We start from the raw sequence: 20,538 nt of genomic DNA, 5'->3' as shown, positions 1-20,538 counted from the left end.
AGACCTTGCAATGTCATCCGTTTCACGCCTCACCCCCACCCTGCTTCTGGCCCTTGCCAGCACCCCTGCATTCGCCGCCGACAACACCCTGACCGGTGACTGGGGCGGCCTGCGCCAGCAACTCGCGGCAGACGGCATCACCTTCACCGGCGACTACAGCGGCGAGACCGCCTACAACGCCCACGGCGGCCTGCACCGTTCGGCCCGCTACTCGCAGAATCTCAAGCTGGGCGCGCAGTTCGACCTGTCGAAACTGTATGGCCTGGACAACGGTGGCAAGGTCCAGCTGACCATCAACGACCGCCGCGGCAACAGCGCCTCGGAGGACCTGGTGGGCAACCGCCTGCCGATCCAGGAAAACTACGGCGGCCTCTACACCCGCCTCACCGAACTGAGCTATGAGCGTAACCTGTCGCCTGCGCTGAACCTCAAGCTCGGCTACATGGCCATGGGCAACGACCTCGGCGGGCTGGACAGCGGCATCCTGTGCAACTTCATGAACGCCGGCTTCTGCGGCCACCCGCTGAACATGTCCGGCGGCAGCGGCTGGACCAACTATCCCAACGCACACCTGGGTGCGCGGCTCAAGTACGACCTGGCGCCAGACTGGCAACTGCGCGTGGCGGCGTTCAACGTCGACCCCGAGAGCAACGGCAATTCCAGCCGTGCCTGGCACCTGGGGCCCAAGCACAGCACCGGCACCGTGCTCCCGCTGGAACTGGTGTACAAGCTGCGTGGCCAGCTGCCGGGCGAGTACAAGGTCGGTTACTACTACGACAGCTCGAACGTGCAACGCATCGGCAGCAGCGAGGAAGTCGCCGGTCGAGGTGGCCATTACCTGCTGGTCGACCAGGCCGTGTGGAACGACCCGGCATTGCCGGGGCGCAGCCTGCACGCCTTCGGCCAGTACTCGGCCTCGAGCAAGGCCGCCTCGCCATTCACCAAGTGGTACGGTGCCGGCGTGGTGCTGTACCAGCCGTTCGCGGGCCGGCCTCGGGATACCGTGGCGCTGGGTTACGGCCGCGCAGTGCCGAACCCGCGCAGCCGCGACGTGCTCGAGGCTGCCGCATTCAATGCCGGCCAGCCATTCCCCGACATCGACAGCGCCGAACAACTGATCGAGCTGAGCTACGGCTACCAGGCCACGCCGTGGCTGAACCTGCGCCCGGACGTGCAGTACATCGTCGAGCCGGGGGCGTTTTCCGGGAAGGACATCGACAACGCCCTGGTAGTCGGCTTGCAGGTCAAGGCGACGTTCTGAGCACCGGGGCCGCCCTGCGGCCCTTTCGCCGGCAAGCCCAGCTTTTTCCTCTGCACCAACCACATATTTACTAATTTCCCCGCTGCGTACCCTGTCCCAGTATCTGGCGCAACTACAACAACAAAGAGCGGGGAACTGTCATGAGTGCAAGTGCGTCCGTGCCTGCCAGCGTGCAGCACGATCAAGCCGGCTTTCGCCGGGTCCTGGGGCTGGGATCGCTGCTGGCGGTGGCGGTCGGCCTGGTGGTGTCGCAAGGGGTGATGGTGATGATGCTGCAGGGGGTCGGTGCCGCCGGCCTGGGCTTCATCGTGCCCCTGGGGCTGGCCTACCTGCTGGCCCTGAGCTATGCGTTCTCGTTCTCGGAGCTGGCCCTGCTGGTGCCGCGCGCCGGCAGCCTGTCGAGCTACACCGAGGTGGCGCTGGGGCACTTCCCGGCCATCCTCGCGACCTTCTCCGGCTACGTGGTGGTGGCCATGTTCGCGCTGTCGGCCGAGTTGCTGCTGCTCGACCTGATCGTCGGCAAGGTCTACCCCGGGGTGTTCCCGCAGTATTCGGTGGCCTTCGGCGTACTTGCCCTGTTTACCGGCCTCAACCTCATGGGCATCGACATCTTCGCCAAGCTGCAGAGCGCCATGGCCGTGGTCATGGTCATCGTGCTGCTGATCCTCGGCGTTGCCGCGATCAGCGAAGGGCATGCCGAGGGTGTCACCGCCACCCTGCTGCAGGGCGACTGGAACCCCATGGGCGCAGGGGTGCTGGCCCTGACCGCCATGGCCGTGTGGGGCTTCGTCGGCGCCGAGTTCGTCTGCTCGCTGGTGGAAGAAACCCGCAAGCCCGAGCGCAACATCCCGCGTTCGATGATCATCGGCCTGACCATTATCTTCGCCACCATCGGCCTGTACGGTCTGGGCGCGCTGTTCCTGGTACCCCGCGAGGCGCTGGGCAGCGATGCCCTGCCCCATTACCTGTTCGCCACCACGGTGTTCGGCAAGACCGGCGAAGTGTTCCTGGTGATCGCCGCGGTCACCGCCACCTGCAGCACCCTCAACACCTCGCTGGCGGCCATTCCGCGCATGCTCTACGGCATGGCCTGCAATGGCCAGGCGTTCCCCCAGTTCAAGCAGCTCAGCCCGCGCGCCCGTACACCCTGGGTCGCGGTGCTGTTCGTGGCGGCGATCACCGGCCTGCCGATCCTGCTGATGGGCCAGGACGCGGCGGCGGTCAACCTGTTGCTGCTGGCCGCCGCGCTGGCCTGGCTGCTGGCCTACATCATCGTGCACCTGGACGTGATCGCCCTGCGCCATCGCTACCCGCACCTGGCGCGACCGTTCCGCACACCGTTCTATCCGTTGCCGCAGCTGTTCGGCATCGGCGGCATGCTGTACGCGATCTGGAACGCATCGCCCAGTCCCGAGATGAGCCTGAAGATCTACGGCACCGCCGGGCTCGTGCTGGCGGTGGTTTCACTGATCGCAATCGTGTGGATCAAAGCGGTGATGAAGAAGCCATTATTCAGGCCCGAGCCCTTGCGGCACTGACCGACCATCAAGCCGATGCGCCGCGCTTGGCCCGGTAACTGCCCGGGCTCTGTCCGGTCCACTTCTTGAATGCCCGGTGAAACGCGCTGGGTTCCTGGAAGCCGGTGTGCTCGGCGACCTCGGCGATGCTCAGGTGGCCTTCGCGCAGCAGCTCGAAGGCCATTGCCCGGCGCACCTCGTCCTTGATCTGCTGATAGGAACGCCCTTCGCGCTCCAGCTGGCGGCGAAAGCTGCTGGCGCTGAGCTTCTGCCGTGCGGCCATGGCGTCGAGCGTGGGCCACTGCCCGTAATGCAGGGCGCGCAAATGTCGATAGACCTCCGCCACCCGGCCATTCTGGTTACGAAAGCGGATCACCAGCCCCTGCGGCGCGCTGCGCAGGAAGCCCTTCAGCGCCGCCAGGTCCTGCACCACCGGCAGGCGCAGCCAGGCGCTGTCGAACTCCACCTCGGTGCGCCCGCTGCCCAGGCGCAGGTCCGGTCCCCAGAGCAGCGCGTCATCCTCCTGCGCCGGGCGCGCCAGGGCCAGCTCGGTGCGGTCGATGGCGATGCGCCGGCCGGCCAGCCAGCACAGCAGGCCGATCACCAGCACCAGGTAGGTTTCCTCGGCGTAGACCCGGGTCAGCGGATCGGCGATGGTCGATTGCACGCTGATCACGGTGCGCGCGCCACGCACCGTGACATGGCCGTTCAAATCGCGCAGGAACAGGGCAAAACTGCCCAGGCACTGGCGCAGCGCCTTGCCCAGGGTCGGCTCCTGGATCAACCCGCGGCAGATCAGGGCGAAGCTGCCCAGGGGCATGCCGTGGCTGTCGAGCTGGAAGAACTCATCGTGCAGCTCATCGATCAGCGCCAGCCACAGCTGGGCGAAGGCCTTGGCCGGCACCCGCGCCAATGGCTCGGCCAGCACCTGCGGGTCGATGCCCACCGCCCGCAGATGGGCGTCGCGCGCCTGGGGCCGGTCGCGCAGGGCGTGGACCATGGCATTGAGGAAGTACACCGCGACCGTGTCGCTATCGCGCATGGCAGAAGTCCGCTGTCTATGCTGAGTGGCAAAAAATGCCAGGTTGTCTGAACAGATCCGGCATAGGCCGCCCGCAGGCCTTTGCCTAGACTCGATCCACCCCCGCAGGGTGTGGGCGCCATTCTCGCAGAGCATCCCGCGCCCCGCCACGCCTTCGCAAACGGAGCCCCCATGAGCAGCACAGAAATCTTCGTCGTCAGTGCGGTACGTTCGGCCATCGGCAGCTTCGGCGGTTCGCTCAAGGACCTGCCGCTGGCCGACCTCGCCACTCAGGTCACCCGCGCCGCCATCGAGCGCTCGGGCGTCGCCGCCGAGCAGATCGGCCATGTGGTGATGGGCAACGTGATCCCCACCGAACCACGCGATGCCTACCTGGGCCGGGTCGCGGCGATGAACGCCGGCATCCCCAAGGAAACCCCGGCGTTCAGCGTCAACCGCCTGTGTGGCTCGGGCCTGCAGGCCATCGTCTCGGCTGCCCAGGGCCTGCTGCTGGGTGACAGCGACATCGCCCTGGCCGCCGGCGCCGAAGCCATGAGCCGCGGTCCCTACCTGCTGCCGCAAGCGCGCTGGGGCGCACGCATGGGCGACCTGCAAGGCATCGACTACATGGTCGGCATCCTCCAGGACCCGTTCGAGCACTTCCACATGGGCATCACCGCCGAGAATGTCGCGGCGGCCCATGGCATCAGCCGCGAGATGCAGGATGAAGTGGCCCTGACCAGCCAGCATCGCGCTGCCCGCGCCATCGCCGAAGGCCGCTTCAACGGCCAGATCGTGCCGATCGAGATCAAGACCCGCAAAGGCAGCGTGCAATTCGCCGTGGACGAGAACGTGCGCGCCGATGCCAGCGCCGAACAACTGGCGGGCATGAAGCCGGTGTTCAAGAAGGACGGCACGGTCACCGCCGGCAACGCCAGCAGCATCAACGACGGCGCCGCCGGCCTGGTCCTGGCCACCGGCGACGCCGTGCGCCGCCAGGGCCTCAAGCCGCTGGCGCGGATCGTCGCCTACGCCCACGCCGGCGTGGAGCCGGCGCTGATGGGCCTGGGCCCGATCCCGGCGACGCAGAAAGTGCTGGAGAAAGCCGGCCTGAAGGTCAGCGACCTGGACGTGATCGAGTCCAACGAAGCCTTCGCCTCGCAGGCATGCGCCGTGGCCCGCGCCCTGGGCTTCGACCCGGAAAAGGTCAACCCCAACGGCTCGGGCATTTCCCTCGGCCACCCGGTCGGCGCCACCGGCGCGATCATCGCCACCAAGGCCATCCATGAACTGCACCGCGTCCAGGGCCGCTACGCCCTGGCCACCATGTGCATCGGTGGCGGTCAAGGCATCGCCATCGTCTTCGAACGCGTTTGACAGGAGTCAGCAGTATGAACATCGAACAGATCGCCGTGATCGGCGCCGGCACCATGGGCAACGGCATCGCCCAGGTGTGCGCGCTGGCCGGCTACCAGGTCCTGCTGGTGGACGTTTCCGACGCCGCGCTGGAGCGTGGCGTGGCGACCCTGGGCAAGAACCTCGAGCGCCAGGTCGGCAAGGGCACCATCGACGCTGACAAGGCCGCCGCGGCCAAGGCGCGCATCCGCACCAGCACCGACTACGCCCAGCTGGCCAGCGCGCAACTGGTGATCGAGGCGGCCACCGAGAACCTCGCCCTCAAGCAGCGCATCCTGCAGCAGGTGGCGGCCAACGTCAGCGCCGAGTGCCTGATCGCCACCAACACCTCGTCGCTATCGGTGACCCAGCTGGCCGCGAGCATCGAGCAGCCGCAGCGCTTCATCGGCGTGCACTTCTTCAACCCGGTGCCGATGATGGCGCTGGTCGAGATCATCCGTGGCCTGCAGACCAGCGACGCGACCTATGCCCAGGCATTGCTGGTGACAGAGCGACTCGGCAAGACCCCGATCACCGCCGGCAACCGCCCGGGCTTCGTGGTCAACCGCATCCTGGTGCCGATGATCAACGAAGCGATCTTCGTGTTCCAGGAAGGCCTGGCCAGCGCCGAAGACATCGACACCGGCATGCGCCTGGGCTGCAACCAGCCGATCGGCCCGCTGGCCCTGGCCGATCTGGTGGGCCTGGACACGCTGCTGGCGATCATGGAGGCCTTCCACGAAGGCTTCAACGACAGCAAGTACCGCCCCGCGCCGCTGCTCAAGGAAATGGTTGCCGCCGGCTACCTGGGGCGCAAGAGCGGCCGAGGCTTCTTCACCTACTAGAGGAACCGCGCCATGGCCCCGGTCACTGCGGCGCTGCGCTGCGCCAATTTCGAGGAGCGGCGCGACCGGGCCATGGCCCTGTTCGCCGAAAAAGGCTTCGGCCAGGTCAGCATGCGTGAGCTGGCGGCGCACGTGGGCTTGACCGCAGGTTCGCTGTACCACCACTTCCCCAGCAAGCAGGACCTTTTGTACGACCTTATCGAGGAGTTGTACGAGGAGCTGCAGGCGACCCTCGACCAAGGCCGCCGGGCGCGGACCCAGGGCAAGCCGGTGCTGGCCTGCCTGATCGCCGCGCATTGGCAGTTGCATGGCGAGCGGCCGTTGCAGTTTCGCCTGGCAGAGCGGGATTTCTGCTGCCTGAGCGAGGACCAGCAGGCACGCCTTGCGGGTTTGCGCGAACGCTACGAAACCGGGCTGCTGCGCCTGATTGCGCCGCAGGCGCGGCTGGCCGGGGAAACCCTGGCGGCCACCGGGCATGTGCTGGCGACGCTGCTTAACCAGTTGCCCGGAATGTTACGCGGCAAGGGCTTGGGTGAAGCCGAGGGAGTTGGGTTGATGGAGGGTCTGGTGGTGGGCGCCATGGAAAGGACGCTTGGGTAGTGTTGTGATCACCCGGTCGACCGCCGTCAAGCCGTCTACAGACTGACCCCCAGCGCCTGGCGTAGCTGCTCGCCACGGGTATCGTCCACCGCGCTGACCAGGGCAAAGTTGTAATCGCCATGGGACCAGTAGCGAGCCTCCAGCTGGCCATCGGTGCGCTGGCCGGTAGGCATACGCTCGAAATGCTCGCCGGGAGAACGCAGGAACAGGCTGATGCGCTGTCCCTGGCGATCCTCGAACACCAGCAACGCCGCTGGCCCCGCCTCGTTGCTCAACAGTCGCGCCCCCACTGGCTGGAAGCCATAGCCCGCCAGGTCCGGCAGGCGGCCGACGCGGTTGAAGTGAGTGCCCAGCCAGGCCTGCAGGCGTGCCGGGTCGCGAGCCTCGATGTCCAGCGTGCTGGCCTCGGCGAACAGCCTGTGGGCCTGCACCGCGTCGGCCATGGGCAGCATGCCGGCGAACAGCGTTACCTGGCGCGCCTGCCAGCCGCCAATCCCGCCCAGGCCTAGCGCCAGCATCAGCACCGCCGCTGCTGCCAGGCGACGCTGCCGGCGCTGGCGCAGGCGGCGACGCAGCGGCGCCAGGTCAAGGTGCGGATCGCTCGGCCGCTCGCCAAAGCCGGCCAGGGCCGCCCGCAGGCGCCGGGCATCGGCACGCCAGGCCTCGATGCGCACGGCCTCCTGCGGATTGGCGGCCAGCCAGGCCTGCACCTCGGCCCGGCGCGCCGGCTCCAGGCGCTCGTCGACATAGGCGTGCAACTCGTGCTCGGTGGGGATCAGGCGTGTCATTTGAGTCTCCGCAGGGCCGGGGGCGCAGGGTTGCCCTCGGTCAGTTCACGCAGGGCGGCACGGGCACGCGACAGGCGCGACATCACGGTGCCGATGGGGATGCCAAGCGTCTCGGCCGCCTCCTTGTAGCTCAAGCCCTCGACACTGACCAGCAACAGCAATGCCCGCTGCTCGGGCGACAAGCGGGCGAAGGCCTGCAGGTCGGCCTGGGCCAGCACGATGCTCTCGATCTCGCCGCCCGCCGGTTCCTCGGCCTGGCCCCGGCCGAACCAGGCCAGCCAGCGCGCGTGCAAGCGCTCGCGGCGCTTGCCGTCGAGGAACAGCCGGTAAAGGATGGTGAACAGCCAAGGCCGCAGGCTGTCGGCATCACGCTGCTGGCCGCGACGGCTCAAGGCGCGCTCGACCGTGGCCTGGACCAGGTCGTCGGCGGTACAGGGCTCGCGGGTCAGCCACAGGGCGAAGCGGCGCAGGCGCTGCAGCAGCTCACGCCATTGTTGGTCGTCCAGGTCATGCATGGTCGGGTTCCGGGGCCCTGCGGGCTGTCAGTGTACAAGGCAGACGCGCGGGCACGGAATCTATTCCCCCGCCGGGAATAAATCGTTTGCCCCTGCGTCGTACCGGTTCATTCCACCTGACCGGACCGTTCCCATGACTACTCCCTTGCACGGCCCCGCCAAGGCCCTGCGCCTGGCCGCCATCGCAGCCACGCTGGCCGCCCTGGGCGCAGGCTTCGCCTACGCCGCCGGCTGGATCGGCGCGCCAAGGCTGACCCCACAGCGCATCATCGACACCTTCGAAGCCCAGGCCGGCCACCACCCCGGCTACCGGAAGAACCATGCCAAGGGCCTGTGTGTCAGCGGTTACTTCCAGGCCAGCGGCCAGGCCACCTCGCTGTCCAGCGCCCGGGTGTTCAGCCAGCAGAAGGTGCCGGTGATCGGCCGCTTCGCCATCGGCGGCGCCAATCCGTTCGCGCCGGACACCGCCATACCAGTGCGCAGCCTGGCGCTGCAGTTGACCAGCGACGACGGCCAGGTCTGGCGCACCGGCATGAACAACCCGCCGGTGCTGGCCGTAAGCACGGTCGAAGGCTTCTATGAACAGGTCCTGGCCGGCGCCCCGGACCCGGCCACCGGCAAACCCGACCCGGCCAGGCTGCAAGCCTTCTTCGCCGCCCACCCGGAGAGTGCGGCGTTTCGCCAGTGGGCGGCCAGCTACAAGCCCAGCGACAGCTTCGCCAGCACCGCCTACAACAGCATCAACGCCTTCCGCCTGATCGATGCCAACGGCCAGGCGCACCCGGTGCGCTGGGCACTGGAGCCGCAGGCCGCATACGCCGCTTTGCCCGCCCAGGTCGACGACAAGCAGTTCCTGCAGCACGACCTGCAGCAACGCCTGGCCCAGGGCCCGCTGCGCTGGACCCTGCGCCTGACCCTGGCCGACCCCGGCGATCCGGTGGACGACCCGGCCCGGCCCTGGCCCGCCGAACGCCGCAGCCTCGATGCCGGCACCCTGGTCGTGGAGCAGGTCGACGGCCCCGAGCAAGGCGCCTGCCGCGACCTGAACTTCGACCCGCTGATCCTGCCCCACGGCATCGAACCCTCCGCCGACCCGATCCTCGCCGCTCGCTCGGCCGCCTATTCGGTGTCGTTCAACCGCCGCAGCCACGAGTCGCTGACCGAAGGAGCCCGCCCATGAGCGCCACTGTCTTTCACCCCCTGGCCCGGCTGCTGCACTGGCTGATGGCCGTGCTGATCCTGGCCATGCTGTTCATCGGCGTGAGCATGGTCGCCGACCTGTCGCCACGCCACCCCTGGCTGGTCGAGCTGCACAAGGCCACCGGCCTGGCCCTGCTGGTGCTGGTGATCCTGCGCATTGTCCTGCGCCTGAGCCTGGCGCACCCGCCGCTGCCTCGTGACCTGCCTCCCCTGCAGCGCCTGGCCGCCGGCGCCTCGCACCTGCTGCTGTATGGGCTGATGCTGGCCATGCCGCTGCTCGGCTGGGCGATGCTCTCGGCAGGCGGTTACCCCCGCCCGCTGCAACTGCCCGCCATCGCCCCCCACGACCTGCAGCTCTACGCGGTGCTGCGCCAGGCCCACGGCTGGGCCGGCTACCTGCTGTTCGCCACGGTGCTGGTGCATTTGGGCGCAGCCTTGGTGCATGGGCTGGTGCGTCGCGACGGCGTCTTGCGTAGCATGTGGCCAGGCCCGTTGCGTCGCGGTGAGTGAGCTCCGCCAGGGCTCGACAAATGTAAATAATAATTACTAACATCGGCGCTCATTTCGTCGAACTGCCCTGGACTGCCTTATGAACGTTGCAAAGGACCCTGCCACGCTTGCCCCGGTGAGCAGCCCGCCCAGCACCCTGGACCTGCGCCCGCTGATGCTGGCCAACATGGCCTGCACCATGTCGATGATGGCTTTCGTCGCCCTGATCGGCCCGATCGCCCGCTTGCTGGGCATGGCCACCTGGCAGGCCGGCGCGGCGGTGACCGTGGCCGGCGTGGTCTGGGTGCTGCTGGCCCGGCCCTGGGGGCGCCTGGCCGATCGGCTTGGCCGGCGCCAGGTACTGCTGCTGGGCAGCGGCGGCTTCACCCTGGCCTATTGGGTGCTGTGCCTGTTCATCGACGGCGCGTTGCGCTGGCTGCCGGGCGCGACCCTGGCCTTCTTCGGCCTGATGCTGGCGCGGGGCATGATCGGCGCCTTCTATGCCGCGCTGCCGGTGGGCGGCAACGCGCTGATCGCCGATCACGTCGAGCCGCAGCGCAGGGCGCGGGCCATGGCCTCGCTGGGTGCGGCCAACGCGGTCGGCCTGGTGCTGGGCCCGGCCCTGGCCGCGCTGCTGTCGCGCTACAGCCTGAGCATGCCGTTCTATGTGCTGTCGCTGCTGCCGGCCACGGCGTTCGTCGTGCTGCTGTTCAAGCTCAAGCCACAGCCGTTGGCCCAGCCCCATGCGCCCAACCCGGTGCGACTGTCCGACCCGCGCCTGCGCAGGCCTTTGCTGGTGGCCTTCAGCGCCATGCTGAGCATCACCGTGTCGCAGATCGCCGTCGGTTTCTTCGCCCTCGACCGCCTGCAGCTCGAGGCCGGCGCTGCCGCCCAGGCCGCGGGCATCGCCCTGACCAGCGTGGGCGTGGCGCTGATGCTGGCCCAGGTGTTCCTGCGCCAGTTGGAATGGCCACCTCTGAAGATGATCAAGGTCGGCGCATGCGTATCCGGGCTTGGTTTCGCCGCCGCGGCCCTGGCCACCAGCGCGCCGTGGCTGTGGGGTGCGTTCTTCGTCGCCGCGTTCGGCATGGGCTTCGTGTTCCCGGCCTTCTCGGCCCTGGCGGCCAATGCCATGCACGCCAGCGAACAGGGTGCGACGGCCGGCTCGATCGGCGCCGCCCAAGGCATGGGTGCGGTAATCGGACCGCTGGCCGGTGCCCTGGTCTATGCCCTCGATCCGCGCCTGCCGTTCCTGGCCGTGGGCGCCCTGCTGCTGCTGGTCGGGCTGTGGCCGGCAGCGTCTGACCAGCGCCACTGATGCGCACAGCGCGCAAGCGTGCAGAGTGTGTTTTAATGCCTCGCCCATTATTTTTGACACCTCTGCAAACAAGGCGGCTATGGACACGGGGACACGACTCAAACTGGTGCGTGAACGCAACAACCTCTCCCAACGGGAGCTGGCCCGCCGCAGCGGCCTGACCAACTCGACCATCTCGCAGATCGAGCAGAACCGGGTCAGCCCTTCGGTCAGCTCCCTGAAGAAACTGCTCGAAGGGATCCCCATGTCCCTGGCCGAGTTCTTCAGTTTCGACGAGCCGGTGCGCGAGGAACGCTATGTGTTCCGTGGCAGCGAACAGCCCGACCTGGGCCGCAACGGCCTGCGCATGCTGCTGGTCGGCGCCAGCGTCGAAGGTCGGCAGATGCGCATGCTGCGTGAGCTGTACGCACCGGGCGCCGACTCCGGCGAACCGATCGTGCATGCCGAAGGCGAGGAATGCGGCCTGGTCACCCGTGGCACCCTGGAACTGTGGGTCGATGGCCAGGTGAGCATTCTCAATGCCGGCGACGGCTACTACATCCCCACCACCCTGCCCCACAGCTTCAAGAACATCGGCCCCGACGAGGCCGAGATCATCAGCGCCAACACCCCGGCGAACTTCTGACCCGAGCATGACCACCGTCGCCAGCCGCGAGGCGTACCAGTGCCTGCGTGATGCCGCCCTTGGCGTCCGCCCGCTGGTGACGGTCGCCCGCCTGGCCGGTGACCAAGTTGAGGTGCTGGTCGAAGGATGGCGCCTGACCCTGGTACTGGATAGCGAGGGGCTGACCCACTGCAGCCACTGCCAGTGCCCGGATGGGCGGCAGGGCTCGCTGGACGACTGGCACCGCTACGGCACCAATCCGGTCGATCACCTGAGCCTTTGGGAACGCACGCAGATAGAGCGACTGCTTTCAGTCATGCCTGCCTGACCAAGGCCTGCTCGACGAAATCCAGGCGGTCCTGGCCGAAGAACATCTGCCCGTCGACAAAGCACGTCGGCGCCCCGAACAAGCCGCGCTCGACCGCCTCCTCGGTGGCTTTGCGCAAGGCGTCCTTGACCTCGGGCCGGGCGGCCAGTTCATGGAACATCTCGGCCTCGAAGCCGCCGGCGGTCAGGGTTTCATCCAGTACCGCGGGATCTGCCAGATTGCGCCCGTGCACGAACAGCCCTTCGAACAACACCTTCAACAGCGCCTCGAAACGCTCTTCGGCAAACAACTGGACACCGATCAGCCCGCGCATCAGGCTCAGGGTGTTGACCGGGAACCCCGGCGGCAGGGTCAGCGGCACGCCATAGCGATCGGCATAGCGCTTGAGGTCGATGCGCATATAGCGCCCCTTGGCCGGCACCATTACCGGCGAGGCATTGCCGGTGGCCTGGAACACCCCACCCAATAGAATCGGCTTGTACACCAACCGCGCCCCATGGCGCGCGCACAGCGCGGGTAGCTGGGTGAAAGCCAGGTAGGTGGCCGGGCTGCCCAGGTCCAGGAAGAACTCGACGGTCTTGCTCATGATTCAATCCTTGTATGAGGGTGGGATTTACCAGCGCTCCATCCACGGGCGCAGGTCCAGCTCAAAGGTCCAGGCATCACGCGGTTGCGCATGCAGGAACCAGTAACTGTCGGCGATGTGCGCAGGATCGAGGATGCCGTCCTGGTCCTTGAGCGCGTAGCGTTCAGGGAAGCTGTCGCGGATGAAGGCGGTGTCGATGGCACCATCGACCACCACGTGGCCGACATGGATGTTCCGTGGACCCAGTTCCCGCGCCATGCTCTGGGCCAGGGCGCGCAGGCCATGCTTGGCGCCGGCGAAGGCGGCGAAACCGGCCGCGCCACGGGTGCCAGCGGTGGCACCGGTGAAGAGGATGGTGCCGCGCTCTCGGGTCACCATGCGCCGGGCGACCGCCTGGGCAGTGAGAAAGCCGGCGAAGCAGGCCATTTCCCAGATCTTGAAGTACTTGCGCGGGGTTTCCTCGAGGATGCTGCACGGCACATTGGCACCGATGTTGAAGACGAACGCCTCGATCGGGCCGATATCGCGCTCGATGGTCTCCACCAGCTCGGCGACTTCCTCTTCCTTGCGCGCATCCGAGCCAAAGCCATGGGCCTGGCCGCCCTCGGCGCGAATTTCGGCGAGCAGTGGCTGCAGCTTCTGTGCCTCGCGCCGGGTCACGCAGGCTATGTAGCCCTCGCGGGCGAAACGCTTGGCAATCTCGCCGCCGGTGGCATCACCCGCCCCGATCACCAGCACGACTTTTTGTTGTTCTGCCATGGACCGCTCCATTGATGAATGATCGTTTAGTAAACGAACGCTATGCTACGATCAGCTCATCGTCAAGCCCACACCACGAGGTTGCGCGCATGCGCTATGCCACCGACCACAAGCAACAGACCCGTGAAAAACTGCTCTCCAGCAGCGGCGCCCTGGCCAAGCGCGGCGGTTTCGCCGCCACTGGCGTGGCCGGGCTGATGAAGGCCATCGGCCTGACCGGCGGCGCCTTCTACAACCACTTCCCGTCCAAGGATGACCTGTTCAGCGAGATCGTCCGCCGTGAACTGGCCAACAGCCCGCTGGCGCGCCTGGTCGAACGTGGCACCGACCGTGCGCGGCTCAAGCGCCTGCTCGACCAGTACCTGAGCCTGGCGCACCTGCACAATGCCGAAGGCGGCTGCCCGTTGCCGCCACTGGGGGTGGAGATCGCCCGCGCCGAACGGCCGGTGCGCGAACAGGCCGAACACTGGCTGCTGGAGTTGCACCAGGCCTGGAGCGAAACCCTGGATGACCCCGACCTGGCATGGGCCTTGCTCAGCCAGTGTGTCGGCGCGCTGGTGGTGGGGCGCATGCTGGCCAGCGAACCGGTGCAGGCACAGGTGCTGGACGCCAGCCGCAAGCTGGTCGAGCAGGTCTTCGATGAGGTTCGCTAGCACGCTGCTGGGGTTGCTGATGACCCTGCCCGCCTTCGCCCAGGACAGCTGTCCGGTCGGGCAGTACCAGGTCTGCCTTGTGGTGTGCTTCTGCGCGCCCATCGACCCCAACCAAGGAGGCCAGGTGCTGCAGGATGTCGAGCGCATGGCCACCGGCAGCCTGGTGTTCGCCCTGCGCCAGGCCCGCGAGGAAGCCACCGCCAATGGCACGCAGCCGATTCCCCTGCATATCCGCGCACAGCTCGAACCCTGGTACGACTTCGCCGTGCTCGACGCGGCACGTTACCGGGTCGGCAACGAACAGCAGATCAGCGCCGCCAACGCTCTACTGCAGAACCCGGACGTCAACGCCGTGACCCTGATCGACACGGTCATCTTCCGCCGCCCCGCCGATGCCGAGGACAACGTGGCGTTGTGGGCCCATGAGCTCAAGCACGTGCAGCAGTATCAGGAGCTGGGCGTCGAGGGCTTCGCCCAGCAATACACCCGTGACTACCAGGCGCTGGAGGGCCCCGCCTACGAGATCGAGGCCAAGGTGGCCAAGGCATTGCGTGAAAAAGCCGCTGGCGGGCCGCGCTGACTGCGCAATCCTGATGGGTGCCCATGCGTCATGATTGATGATGGCACCTGACATATCATTGCCCGTGATAATAACCTTCGCTCCATTTGATTCGTGCGTCACGCGCAAGACACTCAAACTCCGCCCACTACTAATATCTCGGCGGAGTTCTCCATGGATCACTCACTCAAACCCCTGCGCTTCCCCCTCGCTGCCCTGGCAGTGGTGGTGCTCAGCGCTTGCGGTCGCACCCCCGACGCCGTGCAGGCTCCCGCCGCGCCCAAAGTCAGCGTAGCCAAGGTGATCGAACAGCCGATCAACGAATGGGACGAGTTCACCGGCCGCCTCGAAGCACCGGAAACCGTCGAGGTACGCCCACGGGTGTCCGGCCAGGTCGACCTGGTGGCCTTCACCGAAGGCGCCCAGGTGAAGAAAGGCGACCTGCTGTTCCAGATCGACCCACGCCCGTTCCAGGCTGAAGTCCGCCGTCTCGAAGCCCAGCTGCAACAAGCCAAGGCCACCGCCATCCGCAGCGCCAACGAAGCCCGCCGTGGCGAGCGCCTGCGTGACAGCAACGCGATCTCCGCGGAACTGGCCGAGTCGCGCACCAGCGCCGCCGCCGAAGCCCGCGCCGGGGTCGACGCAATCCAGGCCCAGCTCGACCTGGCCCGCCTGAACCTGAGTTTCACCCGCGTCACCGCGCCGATCAGCGGCCGGGTCAGCCGCGCCCAGTTCACCGCCGGCAACATCGTCACGGCCGACGTCACCCCGCTGACCAGCGTGGTCTCCACCGACAAGGTCTACGCCTACTTCGACGCCGACGAGCGCGTGTACCTCAAGTACAGCCAGCTGGCCCGCGACGGCCAGCGCGGCCAGAGCACCCCGGTGTACCTGGGCCTGACCAACGAGACCGGCAACCCACACCTGGGCCAGATGAACTTCGTCGACAACCAGGTCAACCCGCGCACCGGCACCATCCGTGGCCGCGCCGTGTTCGACAACCGTGACGGCCAGTTCACCCCCGGCCTGTACGCGCGCCTGAAGCTGGTCGGCAGCGCCCAGTACGACGCCGTGCTGATCAACGACGAAGCGGTCGGCACCGACCTGGGCAAGAAGTTCGTGCTGGTCATGGACAAGGACAACAAGGCCGCCTACCGCGCCGTGGAACTGGGGCCCAAGCTCGAAGGCCTGCGTATTGTGCGCAGCGGCCTGGGCAAGGACGACCGCATCGTGGTCAAGGGCCTGCAGCGCGTGCGCCCTGGCTCGCCGGTCACCCCGGAGGAAACGCCGATGGCCAGTGAGCAGACCCTCGCCGCCCTCGCCCAGCAGCGTCAGGCCCTGGAAGCCAGCAACCCGGCACCGAAGGTTGCCGGCGCCAATGTCAAAGTCGCCAGCGCCCAAGCGCCGCGCGGTTAAGGGACAACACCGATGAACTTTTCGAAATTCTTCATTACCCGGCCGATCTTCGCCGCGGTACTGTCGCTGGTGCTGCTGATCGCGGGTTCGATCTCGCTGTTCCAGCTGCCGATCAGCGAATACCCCGAAGTGGTACCGCCCACCGTGGTGGTGCGCGCCAACTTCCCCGGCGCCAACCCCAAGGTGATCGGCGAGACCGTCGCCGCGCCGCTTGAGCAAGCCATCACCGGTGTCGAGAACATGCTGTACATGTCCTCGCAATCCACCGCCGACGGCAAGCTGACCCTGACCATCACCTTCGCCCTGGGCACCGACCTGGACAACGCCCAGGTGCAGGTGCAGAACCGCGTCACCCGCACCCAGCCCAAGCTGCCGGAAGAAGTGACCCGTATCGGCATCACCGTCGACAAGGCCTCGCCCGACCTGACCATGGTCGTGCACCTGACCTCGCCGGACAACCGCTACGACATGCTCTACCTGTCCAACTACGCCATCCTCAACATCAAGGATGAGCTGGCGCGCCTGGGCGGCGTGGGCGACGTGCAACTGTTCGGCATGGGCGACTACTCGCTGCGCGTGTGGCTCGACCCGAACAAGACCGCCTCGCGCAACCTGACTGCCAGCGACGTGGTGGCCGCCATTCGCGAGCAGAACCGCCAGGTCGCCGCCGGCCAGCTCGGCGCCCCGCCCGCCCCCGGCTCGACCAGCTTCCAGCTGTCGATCAACACCCAGGGCCGCCTGGTCAACGAGGAAGAGTTCGAGAACATCATCATCCGTGCCGGTGCCAACGGCGAGATTACCCGCCTGAAGGACATCGCCCGGGTCGAACTCGGCTCCAGCCAGTACGCCCTGCGCTCGCTGCTGAACAACCAGCCGGCGGTGGCCATCCCGATCTTCCAGCGCCCGGGCTCCAACGCCATCGAGATCTCCGACGAAGTGCGGGCGAAGATGGCCGAGCTGAAGAAGGACTTCCCCGAAGGCATGGACTACAGCATCGTCTATGACCCGACCGTGTTCGTCCGTGGTTCCATCGAGGCGGTGGTGCACACCCTGTTCGAAGCGCTGGTCCTGGTAGTGCTGGTCGTCATCCTGTTCCTGCAGACCTGGCGCGCCTCGATCATCCCGCTGCTGGCCGTGCCGGTGTCGCTGATCGGTACCTTTGCGGTGATGCACCTGTTCGGTTTCTCGCTCAACGCGCTATCGCTGTTCGGCCTGGTGCTGGCCATCGGTATCGTGGTGGACGACGCCATCGTCGTGGTGGAGAACGTCGAACGCAACATCGGACTGGGCCTGAAACCGCTCGAGGCCACGCAGAAGGCCATGAGCGAAGTGACCGGGCCGATCATCGCCACGGCACTGGTGCTGTGCGCCGTGTTCGTGCCGGCGGCGTTCATCTCGGGCCTTACCGGTCAGTTCTACAAACAGTTCGCCCTGACCATCGCCATCTCCACCGTGATCTCGGCGTTCAACTCGCTGACCCTGTCGCCGGCCCTGGCCGCCGTGCTGCTCAAGGACCACCACGCGCCGAAGGACCGTTTCTCGCGGTTCCTGGAAAAACTGCTGGGCAGCTGGCTGTTCGCCCCGTTCAACCGCTTCTTCGACCGCGCCAGCCATGGCTACGTCGGCGGCGTGCGCCGGGTCATCCGTTCCAGCGGAATTGCACTGTTCGTGTATGCCGGCCTGATGGGCCTGACCTACCTGGGCTTCTCGTCCACCCCGACCGGCTTCGTGCCGTCCCAGGACAAGCAGTACCTGGTGGCCTTCGCCCAATTGCCTGACGCCGCCAGCCTCGACCGCACCGAGGCGGTGATCAAGAAGATGAGCGAGATCGCCCTCAAGCAGCCAGGCGTGGCCGACTCGGTGGCCTTCCCGGGCCTGTCGATCAACGGTTTCACCAACAGCCCGAACAGCGGCATTGTGTTCACCCCGCTCAAGCCGTTCGACGAGCGCAAGGACCCGAGCCAGTCGGCGGCAGCCATCGCCGCAGCCCTGAACGCCCAGTTCGCCGATATCCAGGACGCCTACATCGCGATCTTCCCGCCTCCGCCGGTACAAGGCCTGGGCACCATCGGCGGCTTCCGCCTGCAGATCGAGGACCGCGGCAACCTGGGCTACGAAGCGCTGTACAAGGAAACCCAGAACATCATCGCCAAGAGTCACAACGTGCCGGAACTGGCGGGCCTGTTCACCAGCTACCAGGTCAACGTGCCGCAGGTCGATGCCGCCATCGACCGGGAAAAGGCCAAGACCCATGGCGTGGCGATCAACGACATCTTCGACACCCTGCAGGTCTACCTGGGCTCGCTGTACACCAACGACTTCAACCGCTTTGGCCGTACCTACCAGGTCAACGTCCAGGCCGAGCAGCAGTTCCGCCTCGACGCCGAACAGATCGGCCAGTTGAAGGTGCGCAACAACCTGGGCGAGATGATCCCGCTGGCGACCTTCCTCAAGGTCAGCGACACCTCGGGGCCTGACCGCGTGATGCACTACAACGGCTTCATCACCGCCGAGATCAACGGTGCCGCAGCCCCCGGCTACAGCTCCGGTCAGGCCGAGGCTGCGATCGAGAAGCTGCTCAAGGAGGAACTGCCCAACGGCATGACCTTCGAGTGGACCGACCTGACCTACCAGCAGATCCTCTCGGGCAACACCGCACTGTTCGTGTTCCCACTGTGCGTGCTGCTGGCCTTCCTGGTGCTGGCCGCCCAGTACGAAAGCTGGAGCCTGCCGCTGGCGGTGATCCTGATCGTGCCGATGACCCTGCTGTCGGCCATCACCGGGGTGATCATCTCCGGTGGCGACAACAACATCTTCACCCAGATCGGCCTGATCGTACTGGTGGGCCTGGCGTGCAAGAACGCGATCCTGATCGTCGAGTTCGCCAAGGATGAACAGGCCAAGGGCCTCGATCCGCTGGCTGCGGTACTGGAAGCCTGCCGCCTGCGTCTGCGGCCGATCCTGATGACCTCGATCGCCTTCATCATGGGTGTGGTGCCGCTGGTGTTCTCCTCCGGCGCCGGTGCCGAGATGCGTCACGCCATGGGTGTGGCGGTGTTCTCGGGGATGATCGGGGTGACCGTATTCGGCCTGTTCCTGACCCCGGTGTTCTTCTTCCTGATCCGCCGTTTCGTCGAGCGTCGCCAGGCCCGCAAGGCCGAGCACGCCGTGGCACTGGAGAACCATGCATGAAGTTGCTCAAACCCCTGACCCCGAGCCTGCTGGCACTGGCCCTGGCGGCCTGCGCGGTGGGCCCGGACTACCAGGCCCCGCTGACCGAACCGGCCAAGCTGGACGCCGGCCTTGAAGCCAAAGCCTATGACCGCAGCCGCTTCGAGAGCGTGTGGTGGAAACAGTTCGACGACCCGGTGCTGAACCAGCTGGTGCAGGCATCGCTGGACGGCAACCGCGACCTGCGCGTGGCCTTCGCCCGCCTGAAAGCGGCGCGGTCGATTCGCGAGGACGTGTCCAACGACCAGATCCCCGTGGTCACCAGCCGCGCCAGCAGCGACCTGGGCAAGGGCCAGGTCCCTGGCCAGACCGAGCGCCGGGTCAACAGCGAACGCTATGACCTGGGCCTGGACATGGCCTGGGAGCTTGACCTGTTCGGCCGCATCCAGCGCCAGATCGAGGCCAGCGAAGCCCAGGAAGCGGCGGCTGAGGCCGACCTGCAGCAACTGCAGGTCAGCCTGATCGCCGAGCTGGTCGACGCCTACGGTCAATTACGCGGCGCGCAACTGCGCGAGCAGATCGCCGTGGCCAACCTGAAGACCCAGCAGCAGTCGCGGGACATCACCGTGACCCTGCGCGACACCGGGGTCGGCAACGAGCTCGACGTGGTGCGCGCTGACGCCCGCCTGGCGGGTGTCGAAGCCACCGTGCCGCAATTGCAGGCCGAACAGGTGCGGGCGAAGAACCGCATCGCCACCCTGCTCGGCCAGCGCCCGGACGCGATGGCCGTGGACCTGTCGCCCAAGGCCCTGCCGGCCATCGCCAAGGCCTTGCCGGTGGGCGACCCCGGCGAGCTGCTGCGCCGCCGCCCGGACATCCGCAGCGCCGAGCGCCAGCTGGCTGCGGCCACGGCCAACGTCGGCGTGGCCACCGCCGACCTGTTCCCGAGGGTCAGCCTCAGTGGTTTCCTCGGCTTCACCGCCGCCCGCGGTTCGCAGATCGGCTCCTCGGCGGCCAATGCCTGGGCGCTGGGCCCGAGCATCACCTGGGCGGCGTTCGACCTGGGCAGCGTGCGCGCCCGCCTGCGCGGCGCCAAGGCCGATGCCGAAGGGGCGCTGGCCAATTACGAACAGCAAGTGCTGCTGGCCCTGGAGGAGTCCTCCAACGCCTTCAGCGACTACGGCAAGCGCCAGCAGCGCCTGCTGGCGCTGATGCGCCAGAGCGACGCCAGCCGCAAGGCGGCGGACCTGGCCTCGGTGCGCTACCGCGAAGGCACGGTGGACTACCTGGTGCTGCTCGACGCCGAGCGCGAGCGCCTGAGCGCCGAAGACGCCCAGGCCCAGGGCGAGGTCGAGCTGTACAGCGGCATCGTCGCGATCTACAAGGCGCTTGGCGGCGGCTGGCAACCCGATGTGGTGGCCAGCTCGCGCTGACCGTCCCCTGATGTGAAGACTCCTTTGGTTGGTTCCTCCCCCAACCGTTTGCCCCGAAGACCTTGGTCTTCGGGGCTTTT

The 20,538-nt window shown here is 67.1% G+C and carries 20 protein-coding genes; 15 read left to right on the top strand and 5 right to left on the bottom strand.

What is annotated here, in order from left to right:
* Positions 1-10 precede the first annotated feature (10 nt).
* Both LU688_RS12580 and LU688_RS12575 read left to right on the top strand, forming a co-directional pair.
* Entirely contained in the window at positions 11-1,261 is a 1,251-nt protein-coding gene (locus tag LU688_RS12580) for a carbohydrate porin (RefSeq protein WP_038705959.1), read from the top strand.
* A 140-nt stretch (positions 1,262-1,401) separates the two neighbouring features.
* Entirely contained in the window at positions 1,402-2,799 is a 1,398-nt protein-coding gene (locus LU688_RS12575; protein WP_110605075.1) for an APC family permease, read from the top strand.
* Positions 2,800-2,806: 7 nt separating this feature from the next.
* Here LU688_RS12575 and LU688_RS12570 read toward each other — a convergent pair whose 3' ends face one another.
* Positions 2,807-3,820, bottom strand: a complete 1,014-nt coding sequence (locus LU688_RS12570) for an AraC family transcriptional regulator (RefSeq protein WP_094011173.1) — start codon at positions 3,818-3,820, stop codon at positions 2,807-2,809.
* A 171-nt stretch (positions 3,821-3,991) separates the two neighbouring features.
* Between LU688_RS12570 and LU688_RS12565 the strand changes: the two genes are divergently transcribed.
* The 3 genes from LU688_RS12565 to LU688_RS12555 are packed head-to-tail and all read left to right on the top strand — an operon-like array spanning position 3,992 to position 6,639.
* Positions 3,992-5,176: an acetyl-CoA C-acyltransferase family protein gene (locus LU688_RS12565; protein WP_104443991.1), complete on the top strand. Its 1,185-nt coding sequence runs from the start codon at positions 3,992-3,994 to the stop codon at positions 5,174-5,176.
* A gap of 14 nt (positions 5,177-5,190) precedes the next feature.
* Positions 5,191-6,039, top strand: a complete 849-nt coding sequence (locus LU688_RS12560) for a 3-hydroxybutyryl-CoA dehydrogenase (protein WP_038705956.1) — start codon at positions 5,191-5,193, stop codon at positions 6,037-6,039.
* 12 nt (positions 6,040-6,051) lie between these two features.
* Positions 6,052-6,639, top strand: a complete 588-nt coding sequence (locus LU688_RS12555) for a TetR/AcrR family transcriptional regulator (protein ID WP_094011171.1) — start codon at positions 6,052-6,054, stop codon at positions 6,637-6,639.
* Positions 6,640-6,674: 35 nt separating this feature from the next.
* Here the strand turns inward: LU688_RS12555 and LU688_RS12550 are convergent, their stop codons facing one another.
* Together LU688_RS12550 and LU688_RS12545 are read right to left on the bottom strand one after the other, a co-directional pair.
* Positions 6,675-7,427: an anti-sigma factor family protein gene (locus LU688_RS12550; RefSeq protein ID WP_094011170.1), complete on the bottom strand. Its 753-nt coding sequence runs from the start codon at positions 7,425-7,427 to the stop codon at positions 6,675-6,677.
* Positions 7,424-7,942 (bottom strand): sigma-70 family RNA polymerase sigma factor, encoded by a 519-nt coding sequence (locus tag LU688_RS12545; RefSeq protein WP_160291337.1) that lies wholly within the window; start codon positions 7,940-7,942, stop codon positions 7,424-7,426. The genes LU688_RS12550 and LU688_RS12545 overlap by 4 nt, the downstream gene beginning before the upstream one ends.
* Before the next feature lie 133 nt (positions 7,943-8,075).
* Between LU688_RS12545 and LU688_RS12540 the strand changes: the two genes are divergently transcribed.
* The 5 genes from LU688_RS12540 to LU688_RS12520 all read left to right on the top strand — a co-directional run bounded on the left by LU688_RS12540 (position 8,076) and on the right by LU688_RS12520 (position 11,881).
* Entirely contained in the window at positions 8,076-9,122 is a 1,047-nt protein-coding gene (locus LU688_RS12540; RefSeq protein WP_094011169.1) for a catalase family peroxidase, read from the top strand.
* The gene (locus LU688_RS12535) at positions 9,119-9,652 is read left to right on the top strand and encodes a cytochrome b (protein WP_094011168.1); all 534 of its coding nucleotides are present in this window, start codon (positions 9,119-9,121) and stop codon (positions 9,650-9,652) included. Before LU688_RS12540 ends, LU688_RS12535 begins: the two co-directional genes overlap by 4 nt.
* A 79-nt stretch (positions 9,653-9,731) precedes the next feature.
* Complete coding sequence (locus LU688_RS12530) at positions 9,732-10,949, top strand: MFS transporter (RefSeq protein WP_160291336.1); 1,218 nt, start codon at positions 9,732-9,734, stop codon at positions 10,947-10,949.
* A 79-nt stretch (positions 10,950-11,028) separates the two neighbouring features.
* Positions 11,029-11,574: a cupin domain-containing protein gene (locus tag LU688_RS12525; protein WP_094011166.1), complete on the top strand. Its 546-nt coding sequence runs from the start codon at positions 11,029-11,031 to the stop codon at positions 11,572-11,574.
* 7 nt (positions 11,575-11,581) lie between these two features.
* Complete coding sequence (locus LU688_RS12520; protein WP_160291335.1) at positions 11,582-11,881, top strand: DUF7693 family protein; 300 nt, start codon at positions 11,582-11,584, stop codon at positions 11,879-11,881.
* Here the strand turns inward: LU688_RS12520 and LU688_RS12515 are convergent.
* Positions 11,868-12,467: a 2-hydroxychromene-2-carboxylate isomerase gene (locus LU688_RS12515; RefSeq protein WP_023631325.1), complete on the bottom strand. Its 600-nt coding sequence runs from the start codon at positions 12,465-12,467 to the stop codon at positions 11,868-11,870. The two genes, LU688_RS12520 and LU688_RS12515, sit on opposite strands and share 14 nt — an antisense overlap.
* Positions 12,468-12,494: 27 nt before the next feature.
* On the bottom strand, positions 12,495-13,226 hold the full coding sequence (locus LU688_RS12510) for an SDR family oxidoreductase (protein WP_046855892.1): 732 nt from the start codon (positions 13,224-13,226) through the stop codon (positions 12,495-12,497).
* An 89-nt stretch (positions 13,227-13,315) separates the two neighbouring features.
* Here LU688_RS12510 and LU688_RS12505 point away from each other — a divergent pair, with 89 nt between their 5' ends.
* From LU688_RS12505 to LU688_RS12485, 5 genes are all read left to right on the top strand, one after another.
* Complete coding sequence (locus tag LU688_RS12505; protein WP_038705950.1) at positions 13,316-13,879, top strand: TetR/AcrR family transcriptional regulator; 564 nt, start codon at positions 13,316-13,318, stop codon at positions 13,877-13,879.
* The gene (locus LU688_RS12500; RefSeq protein WP_023631952.1) at positions 13,866-14,459 is read left to right on the top strand and encodes an eCIS core domain-containing protein; all 594 of its coding nucleotides are present in this window, start codon (positions 13,866-13,868) and stop codon (positions 14,457-14,459) included. Before LU688_RS12505 ends, LU688_RS12500 begins: the two co-directional genes overlap by 14 nt.
* Positions 14,460-14,612: 153 nt before the next feature.
* Positions 14,613-15,854, top strand: a complete 1,242-nt coding sequence (mexE, locus tag LU688_RS12495; RefSeq protein ID WP_038705949.1) for a multidrug efflux RND transporter periplasmic adaptor subunit MexE — start codon at positions 14,613-14,615, stop codon at positions 15,852-15,854.
* Between the two features lie 12 nt (positions 15,855-15,866).
* On the top strand, positions 15,867-19,046 hold the full coding sequence (locus LU688_RS12490) for an efflux RND transporter permease subunit (RefSeq protein ID WP_038705948.1): 3,180 nt from the start codon (positions 15,867-15,869) through the stop codon (positions 19,044-19,046).
* Positions 19,043-20,458, top strand: a complete 1,416-nt coding sequence (locus LU688_RS12485) for an efflux transporter outer membrane subunit (protein WP_094011162.1) — start codon at positions 19,043-19,045, stop codon at positions 20,456-20,458. The genes LU688_RS12490 and LU688_RS12485 overlap by 4 nt, the downstream gene beginning before the upstream one ends.
* Positions 20,459-20,538 lie beyond the last annotated feature (80 nt).

The sequence above is a fragment of the Pseudomonas soli genome, assembly GCF_021283165.2.
Classification (GTDB): Bacteria; Pseudomonadota; Gammaproteobacteria; order Pseudomonadales; family Pseudomonadaceae; genus Aquipseudomonas; species Aquipseudomonas soli.
The sequence above is the reverse complement of the archived record's forward strand: the minus strand, read 5'-3'. Positions and strand labels throughout refer to the sequence as shown.

Excerpts from the sequence above, each read along its gene's own strand:
- LU688_RS12580 (WP_038705959.1), top strand. The coding sequence starts at position 11 with ATGTCATCCGTTTCACGCCTCACCCCCACCCTGCTTCTGGCCCTTGCC.
- LU688_RS12575 (WP_110605075.1), top strand. The coding sequence starts at position 1,402 with ATGAGTGCAAGTGCGTCCGTGCCTGCCAGCGTGCAGCACGATCAAGCC.
- LU688_RS12570 (WP_094011173.1), bottom strand. The coding sequence starts at position 3,820 with ATGCGCGATAGCGACACGGTCGCGGTGTACTTCCTCAATGCCATGGTC.
- LU688_RS12565 (WP_104443991.1), top strand. The coding sequence starts at position 3,992 with ATGAGCAGCACAGAAATCTTCGTCGTCAGTGCGGTACGTTCGGCCATC.
- LU688_RS12560 (WP_038705956.1), top strand. The coding sequence starts at position 5,191 with ATGAACATCGAACAGATCGCCGTGATCGGCGCCGGCACCATGGGCAAC.
- LU688_RS12555 (WP_094011171.1), top strand. The coding sequence starts at position 6,052 with ATGGCCCCGGTCACTGCGGCGCTGCGCTGCGCCAATTTCGAGGAGCGG.
- LU688_RS12550 (WP_094011170.1), bottom strand. The coding sequence starts at position 7,427 with ATGACACGCCTGATCCCCACCGAGCACGAGTTGCACGCCTATGTCGAC.
- LU688_RS12545 (WP_160291337.1), bottom strand. The coding sequence starts at position 7,942 with ATGCATGACCTGGACGACCAACAATGGCGTGAGCTGCTGCAGCGCCTG.
- LU688_RS12540 (WP_094011169.1), top strand. The coding sequence starts at position 8,076 with ATGACTACTCCCTTGCACGGCCCCGCCAAGGCCCTGCGCCTGGCCGCC.
- LU688_RS12535 (WP_094011168.1), top strand. The coding sequence starts at position 9,119 with ATGAGCGCCACTGTCTTTCACCCCCTGGCCCGGCTGCTGCACTGGCTG.
- LU688_RS12530 (WP_160291336.1), top strand. The coding sequence starts at position 9,732 with ATGAACGTTGCAAAGGACCCTGCCACGCTTGCCCCGGTGAGCAGCCCG.
- LU688_RS12525 (WP_094011166.1), top strand. The coding sequence starts at position 11,029 with ATGGACACGGGGACACGACTCAAACTGGTGCGTGAACGCAACAACCTC.
- LU688_RS12520 (WP_160291335.1), top strand. The coding sequence starts at position 11,582 with ATGACCACCGTCGCCAGCCGCGAGGCGTACCAGTGCCTGCGTGATGCC.
- LU688_RS12515 (WP_023631325.1), bottom strand. The coding sequence starts at position 12,467 with ATGAGCAAGACCGTCGAGTTCTTCCTGGACCTGGGCAGCCCGGCCACC.
- LU688_RS12510 (WP_046855892.1), bottom strand. The coding sequence starts at position 13,226 with ATGGCAGAACAACAAAAAGTCGTGCTGGTGATCGGGGCGGGTGATGCC.
- LU688_RS12505 (WP_038705950.1), top strand. The coding sequence starts at position 13,316 with ATGCGCTATGCCACCGACCACAAGCAACAGACCCGTGAAAAACTGCTC.
- LU688_RS12500 (WP_023631952.1), top strand. The coding sequence starts at position 13,866 with ATGAGGTTCGCTAGCACGCTGCTGGGGTTGCTGATGACCCTGCCCGCC.
- mexE (WP_038705949.1), top strand. The coding sequence starts at position 14,613 with ATGGATCACTCACTCAAACCCCTGCGCTTCCCCCTCGCTGCCCTGGCA.
- LU688_RS12490 (WP_038705948.1), top strand. The coding sequence starts at position 15,867 with ATGAACTTTTCGAAATTCTTCATTACCCGGCCGATCTTCGCCGCGGTA.
- LU688_RS12485 (WP_094011162.1), top strand. The coding sequence starts at position 19,043 with ATGAAGTTGCTCAAACCCCTGACCCCGAGCCTGCTGGCACTGGCCCTG.